This window comes from Kurthia sibirica, assembly GCF_003143975.1.
Lineage (GTDB): Bacteria > Bacillota > Bacilli > Bacillales_A > Planococcaceae > Kurthia > Kurthia sibirica.
Map to the genome: position 1 here is coordinate 42,410 of NZ_QFVR01000018.1, position 22,485 is coordinate 64,894.

23 protein-coding genes are annotated in these 22,485 nt (G+C 37.3%); 9 read left to right on the plus strand and 14 right to left on the minus strand.

Annotated features, from left to right (window positions below):
- Positions 1–81: 81 nt before the first annotated feature.
- The 8 genes from DEX24_RS12495 to hemE form a co-directional block, all read right to left on the minus strand.
- Positions 82–651, minus strand: coding sequence for a TetR/AcrR family transcriptional regulator (locus tag DEX24_RS12495; protein ID WP_109306745.1), 570 nt, complete (start codon positions 649–651; stop codon positions 82–84).
- Between the two features lie 93 nt (positions 652–744).
- The gene (locus tag DEX24_RS12500) at positions 745–1,167 is read right to left on the minus strand and encodes a FixH family protein (protein WP_109306746.1); all 423 of its coding nucleotides are present in this window, start codon (positions 1,165–1,167) and stop codon (positions 745–747) included.
- Positions 1,167–2,561: a sensor histidine kinase gene (locus DEX24_RS12505; protein ID WP_109306747.1), complete on the minus strand. Its 1,395-nt coding sequence runs from the start codon at positions 2,559–2,561 to the stop codon at positions 1,167–1,169. Before DEX24_RS12505 ends, DEX24_RS12500 begins: the two co-directional genes overlap by 1 nt.
- Positions 2,558–3,241, minus strand: a complete 684-nt coding sequence (locus tag DEX24_RS12510) for a response regulator transcription factor (protein ID WP_109306748.1) — start codon at positions 3,239–3,241, stop codon at positions 2,558–2,560. The genes DEX24_RS12505 and DEX24_RS12510 overlap by 4 nt, the downstream gene beginning before the upstream one ends.
- Positions 3,238–4,191 (minus strand): YncE family protein, encoded by a 954-nt coding sequence (locus tag DEX24_RS12515; protein ID WP_109306749.1) that lies wholly within the window; start codon positions 4,189–4,191, stop codon positions 3,238–3,240. The genes DEX24_RS12510 and DEX24_RS12515 overlap by 4 nt, the downstream gene beginning before the upstream one ends.
- A 140-nt stretch (positions 4,192–4,331) precedes the next feature.
- Positions 4,332–5,738, minus strand: a complete 1,407-nt coding sequence (gene hemG / locus DEX24_RS12520; RefSeq protein WP_109306774.1) for a protoporphyrinogen oxidase — start codon at positions 5,736–5,738, stop codon at positions 4,332–4,334.
- A 19-nt stretch (positions 5,739–5,757) separates the two neighbouring features.
- On the minus strand, positions 5,758–6,693 hold the full coding sequence (gene hemH / locus DEX24_RS12525; protein WP_109306750.1) for a ferrochelatase: 936 nt from the start codon (positions 6,691–6,693) through the stop codon (positions 5,758–5,760).
- Positions 6,694–6,714: 21 nt separating this feature from the next.
- A complete protein-coding gene (hemE, locus tag DEX24_RS12530) occupies positions 6,715–7,764 on the minus strand; it encodes a uroporphyrinogen decarboxylase (RefSeq protein WP_109306751.1) in 1,050 nt (349 codons plus the stop codon).
- A gap of 385 nt (positions 7,765–8,149) precedes the next feature.
- Here hemE and DEX24_RS12535 point away from each other — a divergent pair, with 385 nt between their 5' ends.
- Positions 8,150–8,680, plus strand: coding sequence for an antibiotic biosynthesis monooxygenase family protein (locus tag DEX24_RS12535; RefSeq protein WP_109306752.1), 531 nt, complete (start codon positions 8,150–8,152; stop codon positions 8,678–8,680).
- A gap of 33 nt (positions 8,681–8,713) precedes the next feature.
- Positions 8,714–9,892 carry a M20 metallopeptidase family protein gene (locus DEX24_RS12540; RefSeq protein WP_109306753.1) on the plus strand — a complete coding sequence of 393 codons (1,179 nt, stop codon included), beginning with the start codon at positions 8,714–8,716 and terminating at the stop codon, positions 9,890–9,892.
- A gap of 58 nt (positions 9,893–9,950) precedes the next feature.
- On the opposite strand, the gene DEX24_RS12545 is transcribed toward DEX24_RS12540, so the two are convergent.
- From DEX24_RS12545 to DEX24_RS12555, 3 genes are all read right to left on the minus strand, one after another.
- Complete coding sequence (locus tag DEX24_RS12545) at positions 9,951–10,952, minus strand: LLM class flavin-dependent oxidoreductase (RefSeq protein WP_109306754.1); 1,002 nt, start codon at positions 10,950–10,952, stop codon at positions 9,951–9,953.
- 87 nt (positions 10,953–11,039) lie between these two features.
- The gene (locus tag DEX24_RS12550; RefSeq protein ID WP_109306755.1) at positions 11,040–12,221 is read right to left on the minus strand and encodes an ABC transporter permease; all 1,182 of its coding nucleotides are present in this window, start codon (positions 12,219–12,221) and stop codon (positions 11,040–11,042) included.
- The gene (locus DEX24_RS12555; RefSeq protein ID WP_109306756.1) at positions 12,214–12,954 is read right to left on the minus strand and encodes an ABC transporter ATP-binding protein; all 741 of its coding nucleotides are present in this window, start codon (positions 12,952–12,954) and stop codon (positions 12,214–12,216) included. The genes DEX24_RS12550 and DEX24_RS12555 overlap by 8 nt, the downstream gene beginning before the upstream one ends.
- A gap of 141 nt (positions 12,955–13,095) precedes the next feature.
- Here DEX24_RS12555 and DEX24_RS12560 point away from each other — a divergent pair, with 141 nt between their 5' ends.
- The 7 genes from DEX24_RS12560 to DEX24_RS12590 all read left to right on the plus strand — a co-directional run bounded on the left by DEX24_RS12560 (position 13,096) and on the right by DEX24_RS12590 (position 17,450).
- Complete coding sequence (locus DEX24_RS12560) at positions 13,096–13,521, plus strand: HIT family protein (RefSeq protein WP_109306757.1); 426 nt, start codon at positions 13,096–13,098, stop codon at positions 13,519–13,521.
- 133 nt (positions 13,522–13,654) lie between these two features.
- A complete protein-coding gene (locus DEX24_RS12565; protein ID WP_109306758.1) occupies positions 13,655–14,182 on the plus strand; it encodes a tryptophan transporter in 528 nt (175 codons plus the stop codon).
- 105 nt (positions 14,183–14,287) lie between these two features.
- Complete coding sequence (locus DEX24_RS12570; RefSeq protein WP_109306759.1) at positions 14,288–14,665, plus strand: YtxH domain-containing protein; 378 nt, start codon at positions 14,288–14,290, stop codon at positions 14,663–14,665.
- Positions 14,666–14,796: 131 nt separating this feature from the next.
- The gene (locus DEX24_RS12575) at positions 14,797–15,318 is read left to right on the plus strand and encodes an HTH-type transcriptional regulator Hpr (protein ID WP_109306760.1); all 522 of its coding nucleotides are present in this window, start codon (positions 14,797–14,799) and stop codon (positions 15,316–15,318) included.
- Between the two features lie 161 nt (positions 15,319–15,479).
- The gene (locus DEX24_RS12580) at positions 15,480–16,028 is read left to right on the plus strand and encodes a DUF3267 domain-containing protein (RefSeq protein WP_109306761.1); all 549 of its coding nucleotides are present in this window, start codon (positions 15,480–15,482) and stop codon (positions 16,026–16,028) included.
- 64 nt (positions 16,029–16,092) lie between these two features.
- On the plus strand, positions 16,093–16,278 hold the full coding sequence (locus DEX24_RS12585; RefSeq protein ID WP_109306762.1) for a hypothetical protein: 186 nt from the start codon (positions 16,093–16,095) through the stop codon (positions 16,276–16,278).
- A 275-nt stretch (positions 16,279–16,553) separates the two neighbouring features.
- Positions 16,554–17,450, plus strand: coding sequence for a peptidylprolyl isomerase (locus DEX24_RS12590; protein WP_109306763.1), 897 nt, complete (start codon positions 16,554–16,556; stop codon positions 17,448–17,450).
- A 120-nt stretch (positions 17,451–17,570) separates the two neighbouring features.
- On the opposite strand, the gene yhaM is transcribed toward DEX24_RS12590, so the two are convergent.
- From yhaM to DEX24_RS12605, 3 genes are read right to left on the minus strand one after another with little or no spacing between them, the layout of a single operon-like run.
- Positions 17,571–18,509 carry a 3'-5' exoribonuclease YhaM gene (yhaM, locus tag DEX24_RS12595; protein WP_109306764.1) on the minus strand — a complete coding sequence of 313 codons (939 nt, stop codon included), beginning with the start codon at positions 18,507–18,509 and terminating at the stop codon, positions 17,571–17,573.
- A gap of 7 nt (positions 18,510–18,516) precedes the next feature.
- Positions 18,517–21,213 (minus strand): ATP-binding protein, encoded by a 2,697-nt coding sequence (locus DEX24_RS12600; RefSeq protein WP_109306765.1) that lies wholly within the window; start codon positions 21,211–21,213, stop codon positions 18,517–18,519.
- On the minus strand, positions 21,214–22,431 hold the full coding sequence (locus DEX24_RS12605; protein ID WP_109306766.1) for a metallophosphoesterase family protein: 1,218 nt from the start codon (positions 22,429–22,431) through the stop codon (positions 21,214–21,216).
- Positions 22,432–22,485 lie beyond the last annotated feature (54 nt).

Below are 22,485 nucleotides of genomic sequence, written 5' to 3' on the forward strand. Positions count from 1 at the left end.
AAAACAGCATATAGAAAAAACTGACCATACTCACTTGACGACTATTTTAGCACGCACAACCCTAATAGTGAAAAACACGCTCTACGGTGTTAAGCCACCGAATAGCGTGTTTTTAAATAGCTCTGCTATAGTAAGTTCATCCAGTTCTTCAGCATGTGTGTGAGGCCATTCTACGACGAATGCTAAATATGCTTTAAATAATAAATAGGCGACATGTTCTGAATTGCATGGTTTAATTTCATTTTTATTAATCGCAATTTCAATTTTACTTGCGATAAAAGTGATAATTTCATGTTCAATTTTGATGAGTACATTCTCAACCTGAGGTGTGCGAAGTGCGTTTTCTTCTTCGACAAGTTTCGCATACAGTTTATGCACCTCTCTAAATTCCAATAGATTCATCAAAATTTTATGGGCATTATCCAAAAAACTTGCCGATGAATCGATCGATTGCTCTGCTTGTTTTTTCATATCACCAATCATTGTCATGACGATTTCTTGAAATAGTATATCCTTATTTTGAAAAAATGTATAAATTGTACCTTTACCAACATTCGCCATTTTAGCTACTTGCTCCATCGTTGTCGCCTTATAGCCAAAAAGTGTGAATGATTGATTGGCAGCTACTAATATTTCATGTCTGCGATCCATCCAGTCGTCCTCCTAAAAAAGATGACTAAAAAATAATTTTAGTCATCTCTTCTTTAGTTTAAACTGAATAGTAGTATTTTTCAAGCTTCTACTTTAGTCCTTTTTTACTTTTGCCATATTCGGTTTACCAATGATGAATTTTTGCTTTGGCATCACATGTAAGCCACTTGCTTCAGTATGTGCAAAGGCATAATAAACGGCGTTATTCTTCACTTTTACGGTTGCTTCATAGACACCGTCCCCCCTATGTGTACCACTAATCATTTGACTTTTTTTTCGGTCACCAGATTGCCATACTTCAAAATCCATCATCGCCGCATCATCAATATTATTCTTTCCCTGCGTTACTTTAACTGACAATTGCAGCGTGGTTGTCGCTTTGACATTTTCAGCAGTCAAAAACACCACCTTTACTTCTTGCAAAGGCTTATTTGCATTAGCGTTTTCAGCTTTTCCACACCCTGTTGCAAACAGCATCAGCACTATCACCATACTAGAAAAAAGCCACTTTTTCATCACTCAATCTCCTCTACTATTGGAAAATATAATGTAATGGTCGTACCTAGATTTAGTTCACTGTCAATTGTCCAACGTCCATCATGTGCTTGAACGAGTTGCGCTACGATTGATAAGCCCAAACCGCTACCACCATCAGCCCGACTTCTCGCCTTGTTAACACGGTAAAATCGTTCCGTTACTTTAGGCAAATCCTCTGATGGAATACCGATTCCATGATCGACTATTTGCACCACTACCTCCTCACCGTGTATCGAACTGCTCACATCAATCACGGTGCCTTCGTCTGAGTAACGCAATGCATTTTCTAGTAGATTGATCATAATTTGTTTCATTTTTAATTCATCTGCCATAATGACTGCTTCATCATCGAGATGCAACTGAATCGATATTTCTGCTTCAGTGGCTCTTTGGCTGAGCATAACCACCACTTCACGTATTGTTTCTGATAGCGGTAACGGATAGAGTTTAAGTACACCTTGCGGCCCTGCTGGCCGAGATAGTTGCATCAGCTCATTCGTTAGTTTTTCCATTCTTGCCGCTTCTCGTACGATTAATGCCAACTTTTCTGGTTGCTCCTCTTCTTTAATAATACCTGACAATATCGCTTCACTATACCCTTTAATATAACTAATTGGTGTGCGAAGTTCATGCGATACATTTTCTAAAAATTGCTTCTGACGCTGGTCTTCGTCTTCAATTGCTTGGGCCATTTCATTGAATGTTGTGGCAAGCTGACCTATTTCATCTTTCGATTTAATATCAACACGTGTAGCATACTGCCCTGCTGCCATATCCATCGCCGCAGCTTTCAATTGTTTTAATGGCTTCAATAATAGAGCGATTGCTTTGAAAATAACAAAACCAATCAAAATGAGAAAAATAAGAGCTGCTACAATCATCATGACTACATCTTTGGAGGCTAACTCTGTAATTTTTTCCAATGGAAAATATAAATAGAGTATACCTTCTAAACGTTGTTCATCGACTAATGGAATAACGACGGAAATAACTTGACGATCAAAGCGACTTTCATAGCCTTTTTTTGCTAACACTTCACCTTTTATAAGTGATTGCCTCTCCTCTGGACCAATCAATGTATCATAGTCGATATCAAAAGGAACGCATGCACTAAGTTCTCGTGGATTACGTACAGCAAAAACATTGCTGTTCGAATACATGTTATAGCGATCAATATCATTGACGAATCCGTCAGTAACTTTGCCCCCTTTATACATTTGCGCAAGTTTACTACCTACTTCAATCATCGAATCTTCCGTATCTTTCACATAGAGGTTTTCATATAAATAATTTGTCATACTATACATAAATAAGATCGTAACAGCCATTGTCGCTAAAACAAAAATCCAAATTTTTGCAGATAGCTTTGTCATTGACTCTCCTCAAAGCGATAGCCTATACCCCAAACGGTTTGAATTGTTTTACTACCATTTTTACCGAGTTTTAATCGTAATGTTTTAATATGCGTGTCAACTGTTCTCGTACCGCCTGCATAATCTAGTGACCAAATTTTTTCAAGTAAAAGTTCCCTTGTAAAAACAATATTCGGTTGTTTCATAAAGAGATGTAAAAGGTCAAATTCTTTTAATGTTAAAGGAATTTCTTGTTGATCGACAGCAACTCTTCTCGCAACTTCATCCAGTGTTATTTTACCGCGTGTAATAATCTGTGGGGGGTGAATCCCTTCGTTTTTATGGAATCTGCGCAGTACAGCTTGAATTCTTGCTACCAGTTCTGCTGCACTAAATGGCTTGACGATATAATCATCGCCACCAATTACAAGTCCATGCACCTTGTCGTCATTCGCATCTTTGGCTGTTAAAAAAATAATCGGTATATCAGAAGTTTGTCGTATTTTTTCACATACAGCAAAGCCATCTTCCCCCGGCATCATAACATCCAATAAAATAAGATCAATTTGATGCTGATGTAATTTCTTATACGCCTCTTCACCAGTCGCTGCTTGTATGACTGTCATACCCTCTTGGCGCAACATAAGTGCGATTAAATCACGCATCTCTTTTTCATCATCTACAGCTAAAACATGCATCATTGCTCACCCTCTCTCACCAATAAATTAAATGGACCTTTTCCGACCTTTGTTTTACGTATGATCTTATGATTTTTAATCCAATACAAAGTACGATCGTCATATCCTGCAAGTACAATATGCTGTTGGAAAGCAGCGATTGTAAATGGGTTGGAGCCAATTTCTTTTTGCCAAATAATTTCATGGGCATCATTTAATTCATATAACATATTTTCACCATGACTTAAAACAAATTCACTGCCATTTGTTGATGCGAAGGCAATAGGCATCATTGGTAAATCAAGCATACCTTCGATTTTACCCGTCTTGCTATTCATACGCCTCACTTGTGAATTCGGTTTCTCTCCTGCTCCATGTCCACCAATCCACAGTTCACCATCAACAAAATCAATACCATGTGATGACTTTGGTATGGCATATGTTTTTTCTTCCTTCAAACTGGCACTATTTAATACCGACATATAATTATCTTTAAAATTAATGACAAATAAATGCGTATCTTTTACATACATAGCCATCGGATAATTACCAAGTACTACTTGTTGTTTTTCTTGTCCATCGATTTGGTATGATGTTACCGTATTATTGTCGCCATTCGTTATATAAAAGTCCGTTGTTTCTTTATTATAATAAGCATTTGTAGCACCGCGTTTCACATCTATTTTCATAAGCTGTTTGCCGCTACTTAGGCGCACTAAGTCAGCATGTTCCATTTGATTGCCATAAAGCAAAATAGCATCGTCACCAATTAAAGTGGCACCCGTATAAGGTTCTTCAAGTGACCAACTTGCCAGGACATTACCTGCTGTATTGATGAAATCTATGGATGGTTGCAATATATTTACAGAAGCAATAAAATCCTCATTTTTCGTTATTTTTTCATAACTTGTATGATCACATGCTGCCAATATACATACGCAACACAACAAGCCAACTAGGGTTATTTTTTTCATAGCTGCCTCCTTTATTATAGTTTAATGGGCAATTGTGAAAAAACAATGAAATCCCTTATATTGTCATTTATTTTTCATTACTATAAGTCGAATATATAGGAAACCTATGAAAAAAACCAATTAGGAGAAAGAAAACTCTCTCATAATTGGTTTTGATATAGCTCATGTAATAATTCATCCGCACTATCATTGGCTTGCGTCACACATTTTGATAAACTAATGCCCTCATAGGAATTACCTGCCAAACGGATTGTTGGGTAGGCTATAGCTAATTTCTGCTTTGCTAGTTTTACTTTATCTGTATGACCAATAGTATACTGTGGCATCGAATGCTTCCACCTTGTAACAATTGTTTTTTGTGGTTGCCCTGTCAAACCAACTAAAAGTTGTAGGTCTTGCAACACAAGTTTTTCAATTTCCTTATCGGATAAATCAACGATTGCTTCATCGCCTAATTTACCAATATATGCTCGAATGAGTAATTTATCTTTCGGAGCAATATTCGACCAAATTCGACTTGATAATGTTGCAGAAGTTATTGACACATCGCTATTTCGAGACACGAATATATCCGTCCCCTTAAAGCTTTTCGGCAACTGACTTAAATCAAAAGACATAGAAACGGTCGCAACAGAGTTCAAAGGTATATCATTTAAGCTAGCTAAAAGCTCAGATTCTTTAATCAATTGTTGTGCAACTGTGTGGGGTGTAGCAATGATGACACCATCTATTTTAATACTTGTATCATTATTGAGTGACAGCATAAGTTGATCGCCTAATTTTTTAATGGCCGTTACACGTACGCCTTTAACTAATTTCACATCTGTTAATTGCTTCACGAGTTCATCAACCAAGGTGCTCAATCCCCCTAAGAATGTGCTCCTTTGTCTTTTGAACTGCATATTATCAGATTGCTGTGTGTAGGTTCTTACGCCTTGAATGAGGCTTTTACTCACTTCCTCATTTTGCAAAAAGGGGAGTGTAGCTTTGTAACTTAGTTCATCAATATCACCATTAAAGACGCCAGATAACAAAGGTTCAACAATATTATCAACTACTTCTTCTCCAAAGCGTTTGCGCATTAATTTACCTAAGGACTGGTCTACATCTACCTTTTTTTGTGGGCGTAAGAAATCGAGTGTAGCTCGAGCTTTACCACTCCACGACACCAAATCGGATGTCATAAATGGCTTCATCTGCGTTGGAACGCCGAATACAACGCCCTTTGGTACTGCATAAAGATCTTCATTGACTGCAACATAGCCGTCTTCTCTAATACTATGCACAAGCTGGTCTGAGATACCAAGAGAGCTCGCTAACTCCTCGATAATGCCGAGCCGATCGACAAATGATTCTGGACCTTTTTCGAAAACAATATTATCCGTTAAAACAGTATGAATCTTTCCACCAAAACGATGAAAAGATTCAATTAATACTATTTCTATTGGAAGTTGTTGTTCACGTGCTTGTTGCTGCAGTCTATAAGCTGCCGCTAAACCCGTAATTCCTCCGCCGATGATTGCAACCCTACGTAGTTGTTTTGTCACTTCAATCATCACTTTCTATTTATACTTTCACCAATGATTTAGTTACGGCATCAACTAGTGCACCGATAAATAATGGATTGGCATTTGGCATTTTTGGACGGCGGTAATTTGCACCAATCGTGTCACAAACAACTTTACATTCATAGTCATTGTCATATAGAACTTCTAAATGCTCTGCTACAAAACCGACTGGCGTATAAACAAATGAACGATATCCCTTGTTGTCATATAAATCCTTTGTTAAATCTTGTACATCTGGCCCTAACCATGGGTCATTTGTTTGTCCAGCTGATTGCCAACCAAACTCAATATTTTTCACGCCAGTACGTTGTTGTAATAAATCCTTCGTCTCGAATAATTGGTCGCGGTATGGGTCACCCATTGCAATAATTTTTTCAGGTAAAGAATGTGCACAAACGATTAAGCATGCTGTTTCTTTTTCTTCTTCAGACATCTCTGCAAATGCTTCATTGATTTTTTCAGTCCAATATTGTAGGAATTTTTCTTCTTTATACCAACTATCAATTGTTGTGATGTTTAAATCGCTCTTTAACTCTTTCGCTTTTTCAATGGCACGATTATGATATGCCTTTGTAGAGAAAGAAGAAAAATGAGGGGCTAATACGATTGAGACCGCTTCAGTGATCCCATCATTCACCATACTTTCAACTGCATCTTCTACGAATGGTGCAATATGTTTTAAACCAATATATAACTTGTATTCATACATGTCTTGAGAAGCATTTAATGCTGCTTCTAATGCCTCTGCCTGTTCGATTGTTGTTTTAGCTAAAGGAGACAATCCACCGATTGCTTGATAGCGTCCTCGTAAATCTTCAATCTGCTCGTCAGATGGTTTTCGACCGCGACGAATATGCGTATAATATGGTATTAAATCTTCTTCTTTTTGTGGTGTACCGTATGCCATCACTAATAGCCCAATTTGTTTTTTCATGATTGTCACCTCTATTATTTTTTATGAATGCAATTTCATTTTCATAGAACTATATTCATGCACAAAAGCAGTTAATCTTGTCAGTACTGCTGGATCAACTGACGGGAAAACGCCGTGACCTAAGTTGAAAATATGACCCGGAATTTCTAAACCTTGGTCAATAATATCTTTCGTACGTGCCTCGATTACTGCCCAATCAGCTAATAATAACGTCGGGTCTAGATTTCCTTGAACAGGTTTCGTAACCCCCAGATTGCGCGCTTGCTTGATCGGTAAACGCCAGTCAAGACCAACAACATCAACAGGTAACTCATGCCAGTCCATCACTAAATGGCTCGCACCAACACCAAAGATAATCGATGGCGTATTCATTGCTTTCAATTCAGTGAAAATCCTTGTCATTACAGGCTTGATGAAAATTTGATAATCTTCATGATTCAGTGCACCCACCCAAGAATCGAATAGTTGGTAAGCTGTTGCACCCGCTTTAATTTGTGCTTTTAAATCTACGATAATCATATCGCCTAGCTTATTCATCAATTTGAACCAAGCTTGAGGCTCCGATACCATAAATGATTTTGTTTTCGCATAGTTTTTGGAAGGACCGCCCTCAATCATATAACTAGCAAGCGTAAATGGTGCACCTGCAAATGCGATTAACGGTACATTTAGCTGTTCCTTTGTTAATAGTTTAATCGTATCTAACACGAAAGGCACATGCTCTTCCGGGTTGAAAATTTGAAGTTGATCTACATCTTTTTCACTTCGAATAGGGTTGGAAATAACCGGACCAATGCCCGCCTCAATTTTCACGTCTACTCCCATACCTGGTAATGGTGTCACGATATCCTTGTATAATATTGCAGCATCTACGCCATAATTATCTACAGGTAATTTCGTCACATAGGCACATAGTTCCGGTTGATGTGTAATTTCTTCTAATGAGTATTTCTCTTTAATTTTTCTATATTCTGGTTGAGAACGTCCTGCCTGTCTCATATACCATACTGGTGTGTGCTCGGTTTTTTCGCCTTTAGCAGCACGTAAAAGTGTATCATTAAATTTAGTCAATTTGTCTAAACCTACCCTTCCTTCAATACATTATATAAGCTTTTCACCTAATTATTTTTGCTAAAAAAAGAATAGCTAATCAGTTCTGTATGCATATCCATTTTTACTATAGACTTTTAAGTAGTTAAAGTATAGTTTCTAAACTGCTTTTATTGTTTTTTCTTATTAATATTGTCCGATTTTTGACAACCTTACTTCAATCAATTGTCGTTGCCATATAAAGTCACATGCCGTTTTATATAAGCTCAATCGAAGAAACGAATACTCGTCATTTTTAAAAGATTAATCAAGTAGATGAGTCTAGGTTAAAGGTCATTTACTGAAAAAATCGTTAGAACAGTCTATACTAGTTATACAGATTGATTTAAATAGGAGGTAATTCGGAATGTTTCTTTACTTAACTGCTGGTACATCTGATTTCATGGAAATGCTTCAGAAAAAATATGACAAGGAAAATATGATTGTATTATATAGTGGGGACCAATCCTTACTCATGCATCATACTGATGGTAAAACGAAATTTGCTACGCCCCACTCATTTAGCATTGTCGATTCAAAAGGTGAATTTACCGATCGTGGCTTCTTCACGGTAACATACGTCGACATTTTTGATGACCGTGCTGCAATATTTGAAGAACGTCTAAAATCAAAAGACTTTGGTTTTTTAAAAGAACCCGGCTTTATTGCTTACAAACTACTAAAACCAATTAAAGCTACTACATTTGCCATTATTATACAATGGTCGGGTCCAGATTCTTATTATGCTTGGAAAATGTCCGATGCCTATAAGCATGATTTTGACTTCATGCCAGAGAATATCGCGGTTGACCATCTCCCAACAACCTTGTCAGTCGCGCCGTATACCAAAGAATATATGACTACCCCATCGGATAACGATGATACAGAGAAAAACTAATTATGCTCAATTCAAGAAGGGACGTCTCATAAAATGAAGTTATACCATATTTGGACTACACTAGAAAATCGATTAGAGGATATGGTCGATATTCGACGCTATCTCCATATGTATCCGGAAGTATCTTATCATGAATTTGAAACAGCAAACTATATCGCAAACTATTATGATCAACTCGGTATTTCATATAAACGAGATTTTGGTGGCAACGGCATCGTCGCAACTGTCACTGGTACTTTACCAGGTAAAACAGTCGCTTTACGCGCTGACTTCGATGCTCTACCAATCCAAGAAGAGACAGGCTTACCCTATGCTTCAACAGTTGCTGGTGTTAGCCACGCCTGTGGGCATGATGGACATACAGCTGTATTGCTAACAATTGCCAAAACGATTAATGAACATCGCGAAGAACTTGCTGGAACTTTTGTTTTCATCCACCAACATGCTGAAGAAATTACGCCCGGTGGTGCAAAATCGATGGTGGAAGCTGGTTGCCTAGATGGCGTAGATGGTGTTTTTGGCACGCATTTATGGTCATCAATGCCAAGCGGTACAGTGAATACTTGCCCAGGACCCATGATGGCTGGAGCAGATCGTTTCGAAATTAAAATTATAGGGGCTGGAGGGCATGGCGCAATGCCACATACGACAGTTGATGCTGTAACTTTAGGGGCTCAAATTGTTTCAACTTTACAGCAAGTTGTCGCACGCCGAATTAATCCAACATCTCCAGTTGTTTTAACAGTCGGTTCCTTCCATGCAGGACATGCTTTTAATATTATTGCCGGTACCGCTGAAATGACTGGTACTGTTCGTACTTTTGATATTGATGTACGAGAAGAAGTAATCGTGGAAATGGAACGGATCATCAAAGGTCTTTGTGATGCTGCCGGTGCAACATACGAGTTTGTTTATACTCGTGGTCATCCGCCTGTAATCAATAATGTCGAACTAAGTCGCTTCATCGATGAAGTGGTAGAAGATATTCCACAGATTGCAACACCAAGTCATATGGCCCCAACCATGGTTGGGGAAGATTTCTCTTACTATTTAAATGCTAAACCAGGAGCATTTTTCTTCACGGGTGCCATGCTCACAGAAGCTGTTGCCTATCCACATCATCACCCTAAATTTAATTTTGACGAAACAGCTATGGTTACCGCTGCTAAAACACTTGCCACAGTAGCCATTCGCTTCAATGACGAAAACTAAAGAGCCTTGACAAGGCAAAGAGGCTACCCATCATACTCGGGTAGCCTCTTTCATGTTTTTATTTATATGATTGTACGATATCGCTAATAATTTCGTATGAACGATGGCGTTTTTCTTGATCATAAATATGTGACGTAATCATCACTTCATCTACTTTTGTCATATCGACAAAGGCTTGTAGTTGTTGTTCAACTTTTTGACGATTTCCTACTAATGTAAATCGTAACATATCCATTACAGCATTGCGTTGCTCCATTGTCCAAATTTCCTTCATCGACTCCACTGGTACTTGTAATTTTTTAGAGTCACCTGTAATAACACCTAAGAAATATTGATGCAAACTCGTAAGTAATTTACGCGCATCCGCCTCATCGTCAGCAGCGATGCCATTGACGCAAGCAATCGTATACGGTTCGCTTAAATAGCGTGATGGTATAAAATTTTTGCGATATAAATTCAAAGCTTGTTCTAAGTGCCCTGATGCAAAATGACTGGCAAAGGCATATGGTAAGCCCATTTTAGCTGCTAATTCAGCACTATACAAACTTGAGCCAAGTAAATAAATGGGTACATTTGTATTTTCCCCTGGGTAAGCATGTACTTGCGTATCATTGTCATCACCTAAGTATAATAATAATTCTTCAATTGTACTTGGAAAATCATTTGGTGCACTATATGGATCTCTACCTAATGCGCGTGATGTAATGCCATCAGTTCCTGGTGCTCGACCAATCCCTAAATCAATGCGATCTTCATACATTGTCGCCAAGGTACCAAATTGTTCTGCAATAACAAGTGGACGATGATTCGGGAGCATAATACCACCAGAACCTACACGAATAGTTTTTGTATTTTCGGCCAATTTTCCGATTAACACCGCTGTTGCTGAACTAACAATTTTACTACTATTATGATGCTCTGCAACCCAAAAACGTTCGTATCCTAGTTCTTCTGTTTTTTGTGCTAATGCTACACTATTTAAAATGGCTTCTTTATTGCTAGAGCCTTCATTTACTGAAACTAAATCTAATACGGATAATTTAATATTTTTTAATGTCATAAGTATCGCCTCTTTCTATAGTTGTAACAGTAACAAATACAATCGAAAAAAGCACCAAATCAGCTTATGATTTGGTGCTTTTTGTGTTTATTTTGACAAACGAAGTGTCAATTCACCCACGACAAGAACAATTATACCCTGTATATAGAAATAAGGTGTGCCAATGCCCGCAAGTAACACGATTACGGCTTGGACTATAATCGAATAGCGTGCGATACGAATAGCAGCTTGTTGTCTTGCATCTCCTTTTAATGGATAAAGCATACTCATTGAGAATTCGGCCGATTTTCCAAGTGTTTGTTTCAGCTGAATTGCTGTTGCAAAAGCGAGTGCTGTCACAACAATACCAATAATAATTGGTATATTAGCAAATGCTGCGACAAGTGCCGAAATCACGGTGAGGCGTAACCAAAGGAAAAAATTATCATCCGTTCGGATCAAACTACGCAACAAGTAATAATCAAAGGTTTTCTCCTTTGTTTTTGGAATCATATTAACGATGAAATCCAGATATCTACGGCGTTTAATACTACCGCTAACTGCTGGTACATCCGTGAAATAATTTGCAAAGCGATAAATGCCCATCATACGATTTTCCTCGAGCTGTACAAAATGTTCATATGGAAATGGTTTTTCCAATGTACGTTTTTTACAGACGATTGGATAGATTGCTAAAATGATAATAAGCACGAGTGCTATCATACTTTCATGATGCAATAAACTATAAATGAACAATGCTGATAACACCGCTCTGGCAAAACGATCCAACCAAATGTAGCGCCCTTCTAATGCCCAACGGAACATGAACTCCACGTGAACATTCCACCACTTTAATAAAATTGTGAAGGCTAAGCCAATGGCGATACCAGACGCTGGTAATTCGCCTACTTGACGTAACATTGGCCACATAACGACATAAATCACACCCGCTACGGCAACCTGACTCATCAATGAATAGTTTAAAGCTTTATTAAAGTATGTTGACATTTTTGTTTCTAATGGCAATAAATAAACTTCATCCGGTTTTTTTATGAGTGTTACTGGTTTACTAAATGCAAGGACGAGCCCCATGACAACCGCAGTTACCCAAATAGCAGGGAAATCATGCGAAGCTTCCTTCAACCAATTGCTATACTTATAGCCACCTGCACCTAGTAAAAAGACGATGACCAATGCCATATGCCCGGTGAAAATGTATTTCATATACTTTTGTAGTTCAGAAATATAATGATTAAAACGTTTACGCCAAACGTCATTCAAGTTATTCATGTTCTTCTTCCTTTGTCATGGCAATATATAAATCGTCCAATGTAGCTTCTGGCATATTGAATGCTTGGCGTAAATCATCCATAGTACCAAATGCACGAACTTTACCGTTATGGAGCAATAGTATTTTGTCACAATGTTTTTCTGCAGTTGCAAGAACATGGGTCGACATTAAAATAGCGGAACCTTTTTTCTTTTGTTCATCCATTTGCTCAAGCAATACAGAAATAGCTAAAGGATCTAAACCAAGAAACGGCTCATCAATAATATAAAGTGATGGTTTAACTAAAAAAGCACACATAACCATTACCTTTTGACGCATCCCTTTTGAAAAATGTGACGGGAACCAATTCAATCGTTTTTCCATGCGGAATTCTTCAAGTAATGGTTGCACACGTGCACGCATTGTCGGTAATTCGATACCGAACGCCATTGCAGTTAGTTCCAAATGTTCCTTTAATGTTAGCTCATCATACAACACAGGTGTTTCAGGAATATATGAAAATGATGTACGATACATATCCATATCTTCTTTCATCGTTTTACCATTTATTTTGATGATGCCTTCTTGTGGTTGCATCATGCCAATAATATGTTTGATTGCTGTACTTTTCCCCGCACCATTTAAGCCCACTAAACCAACTAGCTCTCCTGCTTCTAACTTAAAATTCAAATTGTGAATAACAGGTTTTCTTGTGTAGCCACCTGTTACATTTGTTACTTCTAATATTGTCATGTTGTTCACTCCATTCTCAGGCTAAATTCCCCTGACATTACTTCAGACTTTATCTTACATACAGTTTATCAAAATTTTTAAAATATAGCTGTTATCATATGGTAAAATTATAGGTAAATATAAGAAAGGTGTGTGAATACAATGTCAGATTGTCTATTTTGTAAAATCATCGCTGGTGATATCCCCAGTAAAAAAGTATATGAGGATGATTTCGTTTTCGCATTTATGGATGTTAGTCCGCTCTCAAAAGGACATACTTTACTAATTCCAAAAGAGCATGTTGCCAATGTTTTTGATCTGTCTTCTGAAACGGCTGCACAATTATTTTCCGTTGCACCGCAAATTGCTAATGCCATCAATGATGCATTTGAGCCTGCAGGTATGAACTTGTTAAATAATAATGGTACAGCGGCTAACCAGAGTGTTTTCCACTTCCATTTACATTTCATTCCACGCTATGATGAAACAGATGGATATCGTCCAATTTGGAATACAAAACAAGATGAATTTACGTCACCCGTCTTAGATGAGCTTTCGGCTAAGATTATTGCGCAACTCAATAAATAAATGCTATTAATAGGAAGAAAGTGTGGCACTCTTGCTTTTCATCTAGTAGCAAGCTACAATTACTCATAAGTTTCGCTAGTGCTCAAGAGGAGACACCAGGAGACAATACAGCAGAGCTGAGGAGAGTTTAGAAATGAAAACGAAAAATTTAGTTTTAATGGCGTTGTTAGTCGCAGTAGGTGCAACATTGTATTTAGTGATTCCACCAATCAATGGTGGGATGAAAATCGATTTCATGCTTACTATGATGTTTATCGGTATTATCTTATTCCCTAATACACGAGATGTATTTTTATTGGCCGTAACGACAGGTATTTTATCTGGCCTATTCTCTACATTCCCAGGTGGATTTGTTCCAAACGTAATTGATAAGTTTGTGACGGCTTATATCGTCTTACTCCTAATCAATTTATTGAAGTCTCATAAAACTTCGCTTATACCAACTACGATTATTGTTGGTATTGGTACAACCATTTCCGGTTCTGTATTTTTAGGTGCAGCAATTATCGTCGCAGGCGCAAACATCCCGTTCTCATTGTTGTTCGTCACTGTTGTACTACCAGCAATTATCATTAATAGCGTAGCTTTTGTAATCATCTACCCGATTATTACAAAACTCGTAGCACGTTCTAAATTTGACACTTCGTTGTCACATGCCTAAAAAATAAAAGCCCTCCATTGAATGGTAGGGCTTTTATTTTACTCGAATCATGTTTTAATATAATAAAAGAAGGAAATATTACATAAGAAAGGAGAAGTGAACAAAATGAATGCGAAAACATTTATCATCGGTCTAGGTACTGGTTTAATCGCTGGTACTGCTGCAGTTTTATTCACAACCCCACAATCTGGAAAAGAGCTTCAACAAACGATTAAAGATCGTAAAATATCCGCAAATGAAGTGAAGGATGAATTTAAAGGACGTCTTCAGTCCATTAAAGATTCCATCGATATGATTAAGAATGAAGCAAAGACAACCTTACCAAGCACAATGGCAGCACTCAAAGAATCTGTGGCTACTTTCCAAGAGGAGACAGCACCAAACCAAGAACGTCTAAAACTACATTTAGAAGAATTACAGAAGGCGGCAAATGATATTTCTGTAGAAATTGATACACTTAAAAAACGTCAAACAAAAGAGTAATATTGTTTTTCCGCTATAAAATTTAACGATTTCCAACAATATTTTAAAAATTCTATCATTTCAATCATTTCTCATTGTATATTTTTGGGAAATAATGATATAATGAAAAAAAATGCGAAAGTGGTGGTAGCATGTCTGAAGATTTATATTCAATGAAAGAGGCAATGATATATTCACAGCGTATTGCACATTTATCTAAAGCTCTATGGAAAGCGGTAGAAAAAGACTGGCAAGCCTGGATCAAGCCTTATGACTTAAATATTAATGAACACCATGTCCTTAGCATTGCCTCGAATTTAAAAGGCGCATCAATTTCGGATATTGCAAAATTCGGTGTAATGCATGTCTCAACAGCATTTAACTTTTCAAAAAATCTTGAAGAACGTGGACTATTATCATTCTCTAAGCGCAACGACGACAAACGAAATACATACGTGGAGATTACTGAAAAAGGTCATCTATTATTGAAGGACCTTAATGACAGTTATGAAAAGTCTAATCACACTGTGGTCGAAGGGTCTCTTCCGCTTAAAGAAATGTACGGTAAGTTTCCACAATTTTTAGAATTACTTGCAGTAATTCGCAATATTTATGGCGATGATTTTATGGATATTTTCGAAGAATCATTCCGAAATATGGAAAAACAACTCTAATTTTTCACTTGGGCGCTACTTTCTTTTACTGGAAGTAGTGCTTTATTTATAAGTAATGAAAGCGTTATCTAAAAAAAATATAAAATAATTAGCTTGCTTTTGTTTTGAAAAAGCCTTATGTTATGTATCGACGATTTTATTAACGATTGGAGATGCTTAATTTGCATTGTTGGAAAACCATTAATGTACAGAAACTTTACGGACATGACCGTATATTTTTACTGTCGATGATTGTGGTCTTTGCTGTTTTCTCATTTTTCTATATTGCGATTAATGTTTTTATAAATGGGCCGATTTCAGATTCAATGTTTCCTTTGTTTCTTGTACTCTTTTTAATGACGTATCCAATGCATAAATTATTGCATTTCTTACCAGTTGCTCGATTCAAAAAACATTTACGCTATGACTTAATTTTTAGATTTGGCTTGATCCCTACTTTAAATATGCGCATTCACGAGCCGATTGTAAAATCGCGCTATATGCTGTCTTTAATGATGCCGTTCATCGTTATTAACAGCGCATTCATCGTATGTGCAATGACAATGCCGACGTATCGTCATTATTTCACTATTCTATTAGCGTATCATAGTGGCCTTTGTCTCATCGACTTATTGTATGTGAAGCATCTACTAAAAACACCCAAAAAAGCATTAATAGAAGAAACAGCAAAAGGCTTCGAAGTATTAATTCCTGTTTCAAACGGCAGATGATACTTGTCAGATAAAGCTACTATTTGATATGCTTGTCTTTGAATGATAGGAAGGAGGAACAGACTTGGTTATTGCACTAATCATCCTGTTTGCATTTTTTTACTTATTCCAGATCAATCGCATGACAGAGGCTTTATGCGAGCGTAAGGAAATTCCCGTAGAAAAGCAACCGAAGATTTTCCGTACGATTAATATTTTGATTACTATTTTATTATTAACTTTCTATCTAGAAATACTTTATACCGTCTGACCTATTTCTAACTAACTTGAAATAACTGTTTTATGAAATAGATGGAACTAGTCAGTAGCAATTTCACAAAATTGTTATTGGCTAGTTCCTTTATTTTACTGTAAACGCTTATCCACTCTTTTTTTTAGTAAATAATGCTATACTATATTAAAAATTGACATAATTTGAAAAATTCTGTTACTGTATATACGCAACCTTTTTATTTTTTTATCGTTGTATGGTATAGTTACAAAGCAATAGACTTAGATAGAATTAAGTTGGGAGAGAAATATAAAATGAAAAAAACTGTATTATCATTAACACTTGCAGCATCGGTACTTGGCTTAGCTGCTTGTGGCAATTCTGGTGACGAAAAAGTTGTGACATCAAAAGTTGGTGACATCACTAAAGACCAGTTATATTCAGAATTAAAAGAAACTGCTGGTGATTCGGCACTACAATTAATGATGATTGAAAAAGTTCTTGAAGACAAATTCAAAGTGTCTGACAAAGAGGTTCAAGCGAAATATGACGAGCAGAAAAAACAAATTGAAGCTCAAGGTCAAGATTTCAAAGCATATCTTGCACAACAAGGTATGAATGAAAAAACGTTCAAACGTTATATGAAACTAAATCTTTTACAAGAGAAAGCACTTGTTGATGGTGTGAAAATCTCTGATGAAGATGCTAAAAAATTCTACGATCGTACTAAAAAAGAGCTTAAAGCAAGCCATATTTTAGTTGCTGACGAGAAAACTGCTAAAAAAGTTGAAAAAGAATTAAAAGCTAATCCTAAAAAATTCGCAGCTTTAGCTAAAAAATACTCAACTGATACAAGCAACGCACAAAACGGTGGCGAGCTTGGTTGGTTTGGCCCAGATAAAATGGTCGCTGAGTTTACCGATGCTGCTTATGATATGAAAAAAGGTGAAATTTCTGAGCCAATCAAAACTTCATTCGGTTACCATATCATCAAACTAGAAGATACTAAAGCTGTAGAAGTTAAAAATTCTTTCGAGAAAGAAAAAGAGTCGATCAAAAAAGACTTAGCTGCTAAAAAAGCTAAAGCTGAAGATCCAGACCAAACTAAACTACAAGCTAAAATCGCTGGTTATATGAAAGATGCTAAAATCGAAATCAAAGATAAAGATTTAAAAAATGCTCTTGAAAACTTCATTGGTAAATCTAAATAATTTTCACTAATCATTAGCAGTAGGGATTTCAATCCCTACTGCTTTTTTATTGCCTCTTCTCATTAATCGTTCTGCAACAAAAAAGATGATCTTCGCATAACTACGAAGATCATCTTTTGATTAGTCAATTGTTGGTTTATAAAAAGCACGATTATCAAGTGCAAATAAACGCTCGGTAAATTCACCTGGCTCTGTTTTAGATAAAGCACGTTTTAATGTATTCATTTTCGCATCAATATTATCAATATAATGTAAGATTTCAGCTTCTTGAATCATTGGTTTTTTCGGGCTACCCCACTCTTCTTTACCATGGTGAGATAAGACCATATGTTGAAGTAGCATTACTTCTTCACAATCAAGTTGTAGTTCTTGTGCCGCCAACTCAATTTCAGTAACCATAATAGAAATATGCCCGAGAAGATTCCCTTTTGTCGTATAGACTGTAGCGACTGGTCCGGATAACTCAATCACTTTACCAATATCATGTAATAGAATACCAGCATAGAGTAAATCTCGGTTTAATTCCGGATATAAATCTGCAATCGATTTACCTAAACGCATCATAGAAGTAACATGGTCGATTAAACCAGATGCATATTCATGATGATTTTTCGTTGCCGCTGGGAATGTCATGAACGCTTCTTCATGCTTTTTAATAATCGTACGTGTAATTCTTGAAATGGCCGGGTTTTTAATATCAAAAAGGAATTGCTGTATTTCTTCATATAGCTGTTCCTTCGGTGTTTCAGACGATTGGATTAAATCCGAGACAGAGATGGGTTCATCTACACGAATCGGGCGTATTTGTTTTATGCGTAGCTGCATTTTACCACGGTAATCTTGGATTTCTCCTCCGATATGCACGATGTTTCCTGCAGGGTATAATTGTTGTTGTTCTTCACCTGTATCCCAAAGTTTCGCCTCAATGCTACCGCTCTTATCTTGTAAGATCAACGTCATAAATGGTTTACCCATCGTTGTGACGCCTTTAGTAGCTTGCTTGATTAGTAAATATTGTTCGACTGGTTCTCCAACTTTTAATGTTGCGATACCTTCCATTTGGAGACTAATCCCCTTTCATTTGAAGTGAAGCCACTTCTATAATATTTTGCTCACTAAAATACTCTGTCATATGCTGGTGGCATGTGAAGAATAAGAGTTGATGCTTGGTTTGGAGCTTCTCTAACAATTGTACCACTTTGGCTGTTCTGAGAGTATCAAAATGAACAAATGGGTCATCCATTATTAGTGGAAATGGTGCTGTTGCAACCTTTTCTTCCGCTAAAGAAAATCTCAAGGCTAAATAGGCTTGCTCTCTTGTAGCTTGAGATAGTTCCCCAATTGAAAAATGTTGTCCTTCCTGCGTGATTACTTCAAAACTTCCTTCAGAAAACTGTAGGCGCTCATAGCGTTGCGATGTTAAAAATGCAAAGTTTTCAGATGCCCTATGAATTACTTTTGGTAACACTTGTTGCTGTAAATCATTGAGTGTTTCATTGATTGCTGCTTGAGCAATTTGACCAATCGTCCACTGCTTCACATACGCAGCAAGCTCTGCCTTACTTTGTTCGAGTTCGACGATGGCTACACTATAATGTTCATCTTGTGCTAAATGATGTATATCTGCCCTCACCATCGCTAATTCTTTCAATACATCGGTAGAAATAATTTTTACGTTCTGTAGCTGCGCAGCTAATTGTTCTTTTTCTACTACTGTATAACGGGCTAAACCACTGACATCACCCAATTGTTGCTGAATCAGCTGTTCTTCCGCTAGCAATGTTTGCTGCTCACTAAATCGTTCTGCCATCGCATAAAACTCTTCTTGATTCGCACTGTTTGCCGCTGCCAAAAGTGTTTTTTTATTTGTGGTTAATTGTGCGATTTCTTGTTGAATATAATCAATCTTCTCATGGACTGTTGCCAGTTGTTCCTCGGTAACAACCATACGATTTTGTGCATCTTCCAATGTATGAAGTTCTTGGGCAATCATCAAGGAAAATTGGGCTTTAGTTGGCTTTACTTGCAACAACTGACAGCCTGCCTCATACCGTTCTGCAATCATGTTTTTAAGATGATTTTGTTGAACGAATAGCTGCTGACCTTGTAATGCAAGTTGCTGGAGTTCGCGAACGATTCTAAATAGTTCAGGATATAGCATACTGTCAAAGTCATCATAGATGGAGAGTTGTTGCAAGGTTACACGCAATTGTGCGATGACTTCATCACGTTCATTATCTTGTTGGGCTAATTGATATTTATAGTCTTGTTCTTTACGTTTCAAATCATTCAGCTGTTCTCGCATATAGCGCTCCTCGTCTTGCTGAGAATGACTTGTTGAACGCTTGGAGTAAAGATACAATGCAACTGCCGCTGCTAAACCAACGATGCCACCAAACCATTCTTTAAAAAACAACACAACAAATAATGATAGGCATGCCATGATGACTGCAGCGATCATAGGTGCTGAAAATACACGTTCTTTCTGACTTCTTCGTTGCGGTGTGTCTTGCGCTTTTTTTTGCTGCTCTAGCTGTTGTGTCTTATAGCTACTCTCCTGCTTTAAATCTTGTAAAATACCTTCTAAAAAATTTGTTTTCTCTTCTATTTTCTGTAATTTTTTAAATAATTCATTACTTACGGCTTCTGTTGGTAAGGAGCTGCTCATTTCTAAAACAGCTTCATATGATGGTGAAGTCATACCGATCAATTGCTGCTTCATCTGAAAATTTTGTTGCAGATCTTTTTGTTGTTGCTCGATTTGCTGTTCGGATAACTGCCATTGACGCCATTCATCATCCGCATCATGAAGCTGTCGTAATGCTGACAATTGCTCTCTATTGACGGCTGTATCAACTTGAAGCTGAAGCTGCTGTTGTTTTTCTTGTAGCTGTTGCGCTTCTAAGCGTTTATCATCAAGTGCTTTTTCCAAAAGTTCAAAACGATTAATCCCTTGCGTAGGAAACTGTGCTCTATCTTGTGTACCCAATTGTTGTGTAATCCATTGTTGGCGCTCCAGCAATGGACGTATACGTAAGTAAGTCGTCGCATCGTCCAATTGTTGTGCAATTTCTTGTTGCTTCTTGTGTGTTTCTTCACTTTCTAGTGTCAACTGTTGCATTCTTTGACGCTTTGGTTCAAAATCTGCTAACTGCATGCGAATTTTTTTCAGCTCAAGTTCCTGCTGTTGAATCTTTTGAAGTTGGCTATTTATCAGTGGTTTTGTACCTGATTTTTTATACAGTTCAGCTGCTTCTTTGGATAATTGCTTGTCGACAGCTGTAAATTGGTCAACACCCGTCGTACCGGATGATAGCAATGTCCGATTTAACTGTTCTTCTGTCATTCGCTCCAAATACTGAAGCTGCTGAAGTGTGAAGGAAAATACCGCTTCAATATCTGCCTTCGTGTAACCACGTAAGAGTTTAGTCAACAGGCGTTCATCCCCTTGTTGACCATTTGCCATATATACAGTGACATCACCAATAGCACGTCCCCTTGTACGTTCTACGCTATAGTTACCAAATTCATCATCTGAAAAATCAATGCGCCCACCATATGCTCCACCATTTTTAGGTTCATAGTTACGCTCGAGATGGTTTTTTTGTGGAAAGCCGAACAAGATTTGCATAATGAATTGCTGAATCGTCGTCTTTCCAGCTTCATTTAAGCCATAAAAAATGTGTAGTTGCTGCTGCAAATCAATTGTCACATTTTCATGCTGACCAAACCCTGCGATTTGGAGTTTTGTTATACGCATCATTTAATATCTCCCCCCTCGCTGTAGTTGTTCGACGATTAGTTGTTGCGCCTCTTGTTGTAACTCTTCCCACTGTTGTGCTGAAAATAATTGTACATATTTCGCCAGTTTAGGTTGGTCGAATAACTCTGCTAATGGTGCTGACATCTGATCTGCTGTTAACATAGCGGTTCGTTGCATAACTTTTTTCGTCAGCTCGGATTCCTCCATATTATTTCGCCCGAGAGAAGCCTTTATATCGCTTAACCAGATGAATGGTTCAAACGTATCCAGTTGATCGCGCAAAGCCTCTAACCACATGTTTTTGCCGTTTTTCAAATAGATGGCGCTCGCTTCCTCACTGAAATCAGTAAGATGGAGTTCTACAATTACCGCACCACACGCTTCATTTAACTGTTGAAGTCCTTGCTCTATCTCTTGCATCAATTCATTAGCATATTTACTAGTTGCAACTGATATAGTCAATGTTTCAAATCGAATGACAGCTGTCGATACAAAATTTAAAGTGGTTTGTCCATCTGCTAACGTCACATCATAAAACCCTTTATCCCCAGATTCCTTGCGATGTCTGCCTTGCGTATTACCTGGATAAATAATCGCTGGTTCATCATGTAGAATTTGTCGTTTATGTATATGACCAAGCGCCCAATAATGATAATTTTTCTGAAGCAGCGCTTGACGAGAAAAAGGCGCATACACATTATGTTCTTGATCACCCTCTACGCTACCATGTAACATCCCAATATGTAATGCGTCATCCTCGTTTCTTCTATAGTAGTCAATCATCGGTTCTGTTACATGGCGTTTATCGTAACTAAAACCATGAATTATCACTTTTTGCTGTCTTATTTCAAAAGTAAATTCCTCAACAGTCGGACCAAATTCATGCACATTTTTAGGCAATTCAAAGCGACTCCAACTCCCGCTTAAATGATCATGATTTCCATAACTCACTATAACAGGGATGTCAGCAGCATCTAAACGCTTCAATTGTTGTACAAAGCGATTCTGTGCTGTCAACGATCGATTCTCGCCATCATAAATATCCCCGACAATCAATATAAAATCTGGTCTGTCCTCTAAAGCCTGTTCAACAAGTTTTTCAAAAGCGTGAAATGTACTCGTACGCAAAGCATCTGTCACTACTTGCGGAATATTATATAAACCCTTAAAAGGGCTTTCTAAATGTAAGTCTGCTGTATGAAAAAAACGTATACTCATATCCAATCTCCTTTACTGCGAATATTCGTTCTAATATTAACATATATAGCCAAT

Coding starts and splice junctions, on each gene's coding strand:
- DEX24_RS12495 (WP_109306745.1), bottom strand. CDS start 651: ATGGATCGCAGACATGAAATATTAGTAGCTGCCAATCAATCATTCACA.
- DEX24_RS12500 (WP_109306746.1), bottom strand. CDS start 1,167: ATGAAAAAGTGGCTTTTTTCTAGTATGGTGATAGTGCTGATGCTGTTT.
- DEX24_RS12505 (WP_109306747.1), bottom strand. CDS start 2,561: ATGACAAAGCTATCTGCAAAAATTTGGATTTTTGTTTTAGCGACAATG.
- DEX24_RS12510 (WP_109306748.1), bottom strand. CDS start 3,241: ATGATGCATGTTTTAGCTGTAGATGATGAAAAAGAGATGCGTGATTTA.
- DEX24_RS12515 (WP_109306749.1), bottom strand. CDS start 4,191: ATGAAAAAAATAACCCTAGTTGGCTTGTTGTGTTGCGTATGTATATTG.
- hemH (WP_109306750.1), bottom strand. CDS start 6,693: ATGAAAAAACAAATTGGGCTATTAGTGATGGCATACGGTACACCACAA.
- DEX24_RS12535 (WP_109306752.1), top strand. CDS start 8,150: ATGTTTCTTTACTTAACTGCTGGTACATCTGATTTCATGGAAATGCTT.
- DEX24_RS12540 (WP_109306753.1), top strand. CDS start 8,714: ATGAAGTTATACCATATTTGGACTACACTAGAAAATCGATTAGAGGAT.
- DEX24_RS12545 (WP_109306754.1), bottom strand. CDS start 10,952: ATGACATTAAAAAATATTAAATTATCCGTATTAGATTTAGTTTCAGTA.
- DEX24_RS12550 (WP_109306755.1), bottom strand. CDS start 12,221: ATGAATAACTTGAATGACGTTTGGCGTAAACGTTTTAATCATTATATT.
- DEX24_RS12555 (WP_109306756.1), bottom strand. CDS start 12,954: ATGACAATATTAGAAGTAACAAATGTAACAGGTGGCTACACAAGAAAA.
- DEX24_RS12560 (WP_109306757.1), top strand. CDS start 13,096: ATGTCAGATTGTCTATTTTGTAAAATCATCGCTGGTGATATCCCCAGT.
- DEX24_RS12565 (WP_109306758.1), top strand. CDS start 13,655: ATGAAAACGAAAAATTTAGTTTTAATGGCGTTGTTAGTCGCAGTAGGT.
- DEX24_RS12570 (WP_109306759.1), top strand. CDS start 14,288: ATGAATGCGAAAACATTTATCATCGGTCTAGGTACTGGTTTAATCGCT.
- DEX24_RS12575 (WP_109306760.1), top strand. CDS start 14,797: ATGTCTGAAGATTTATATTCAATGAAAGAGGCAATGATATATTCACAG.
- DEX24_RS12590 (WP_109306763.1), top strand. CDS start 16,554: ATGAAAAAAACTGTATTATCATTAACACTTGCAGCATCGGTACTTGGC.
- yhaM (WP_109306764.1), bottom strand. CDS start 18,509: ATGGAAGGTATCGCAACATTAAAAGTTGGAGAACCAGTCGAACAATAT.
- DEX24_RS12600 (WP_109306765.1), bottom strand. CDS start 21,213: ATGATGCGTATAACAAAACTCCAAATCGCAGGGTTTGGTCAGCATGAA.
- DEX24_RS12605 (WP_109306766.1), bottom strand. CDS start 22,431: ATGAGTATACGTTTTTTTCATACAGCAGACTTACATTTAGAAAGCCCT.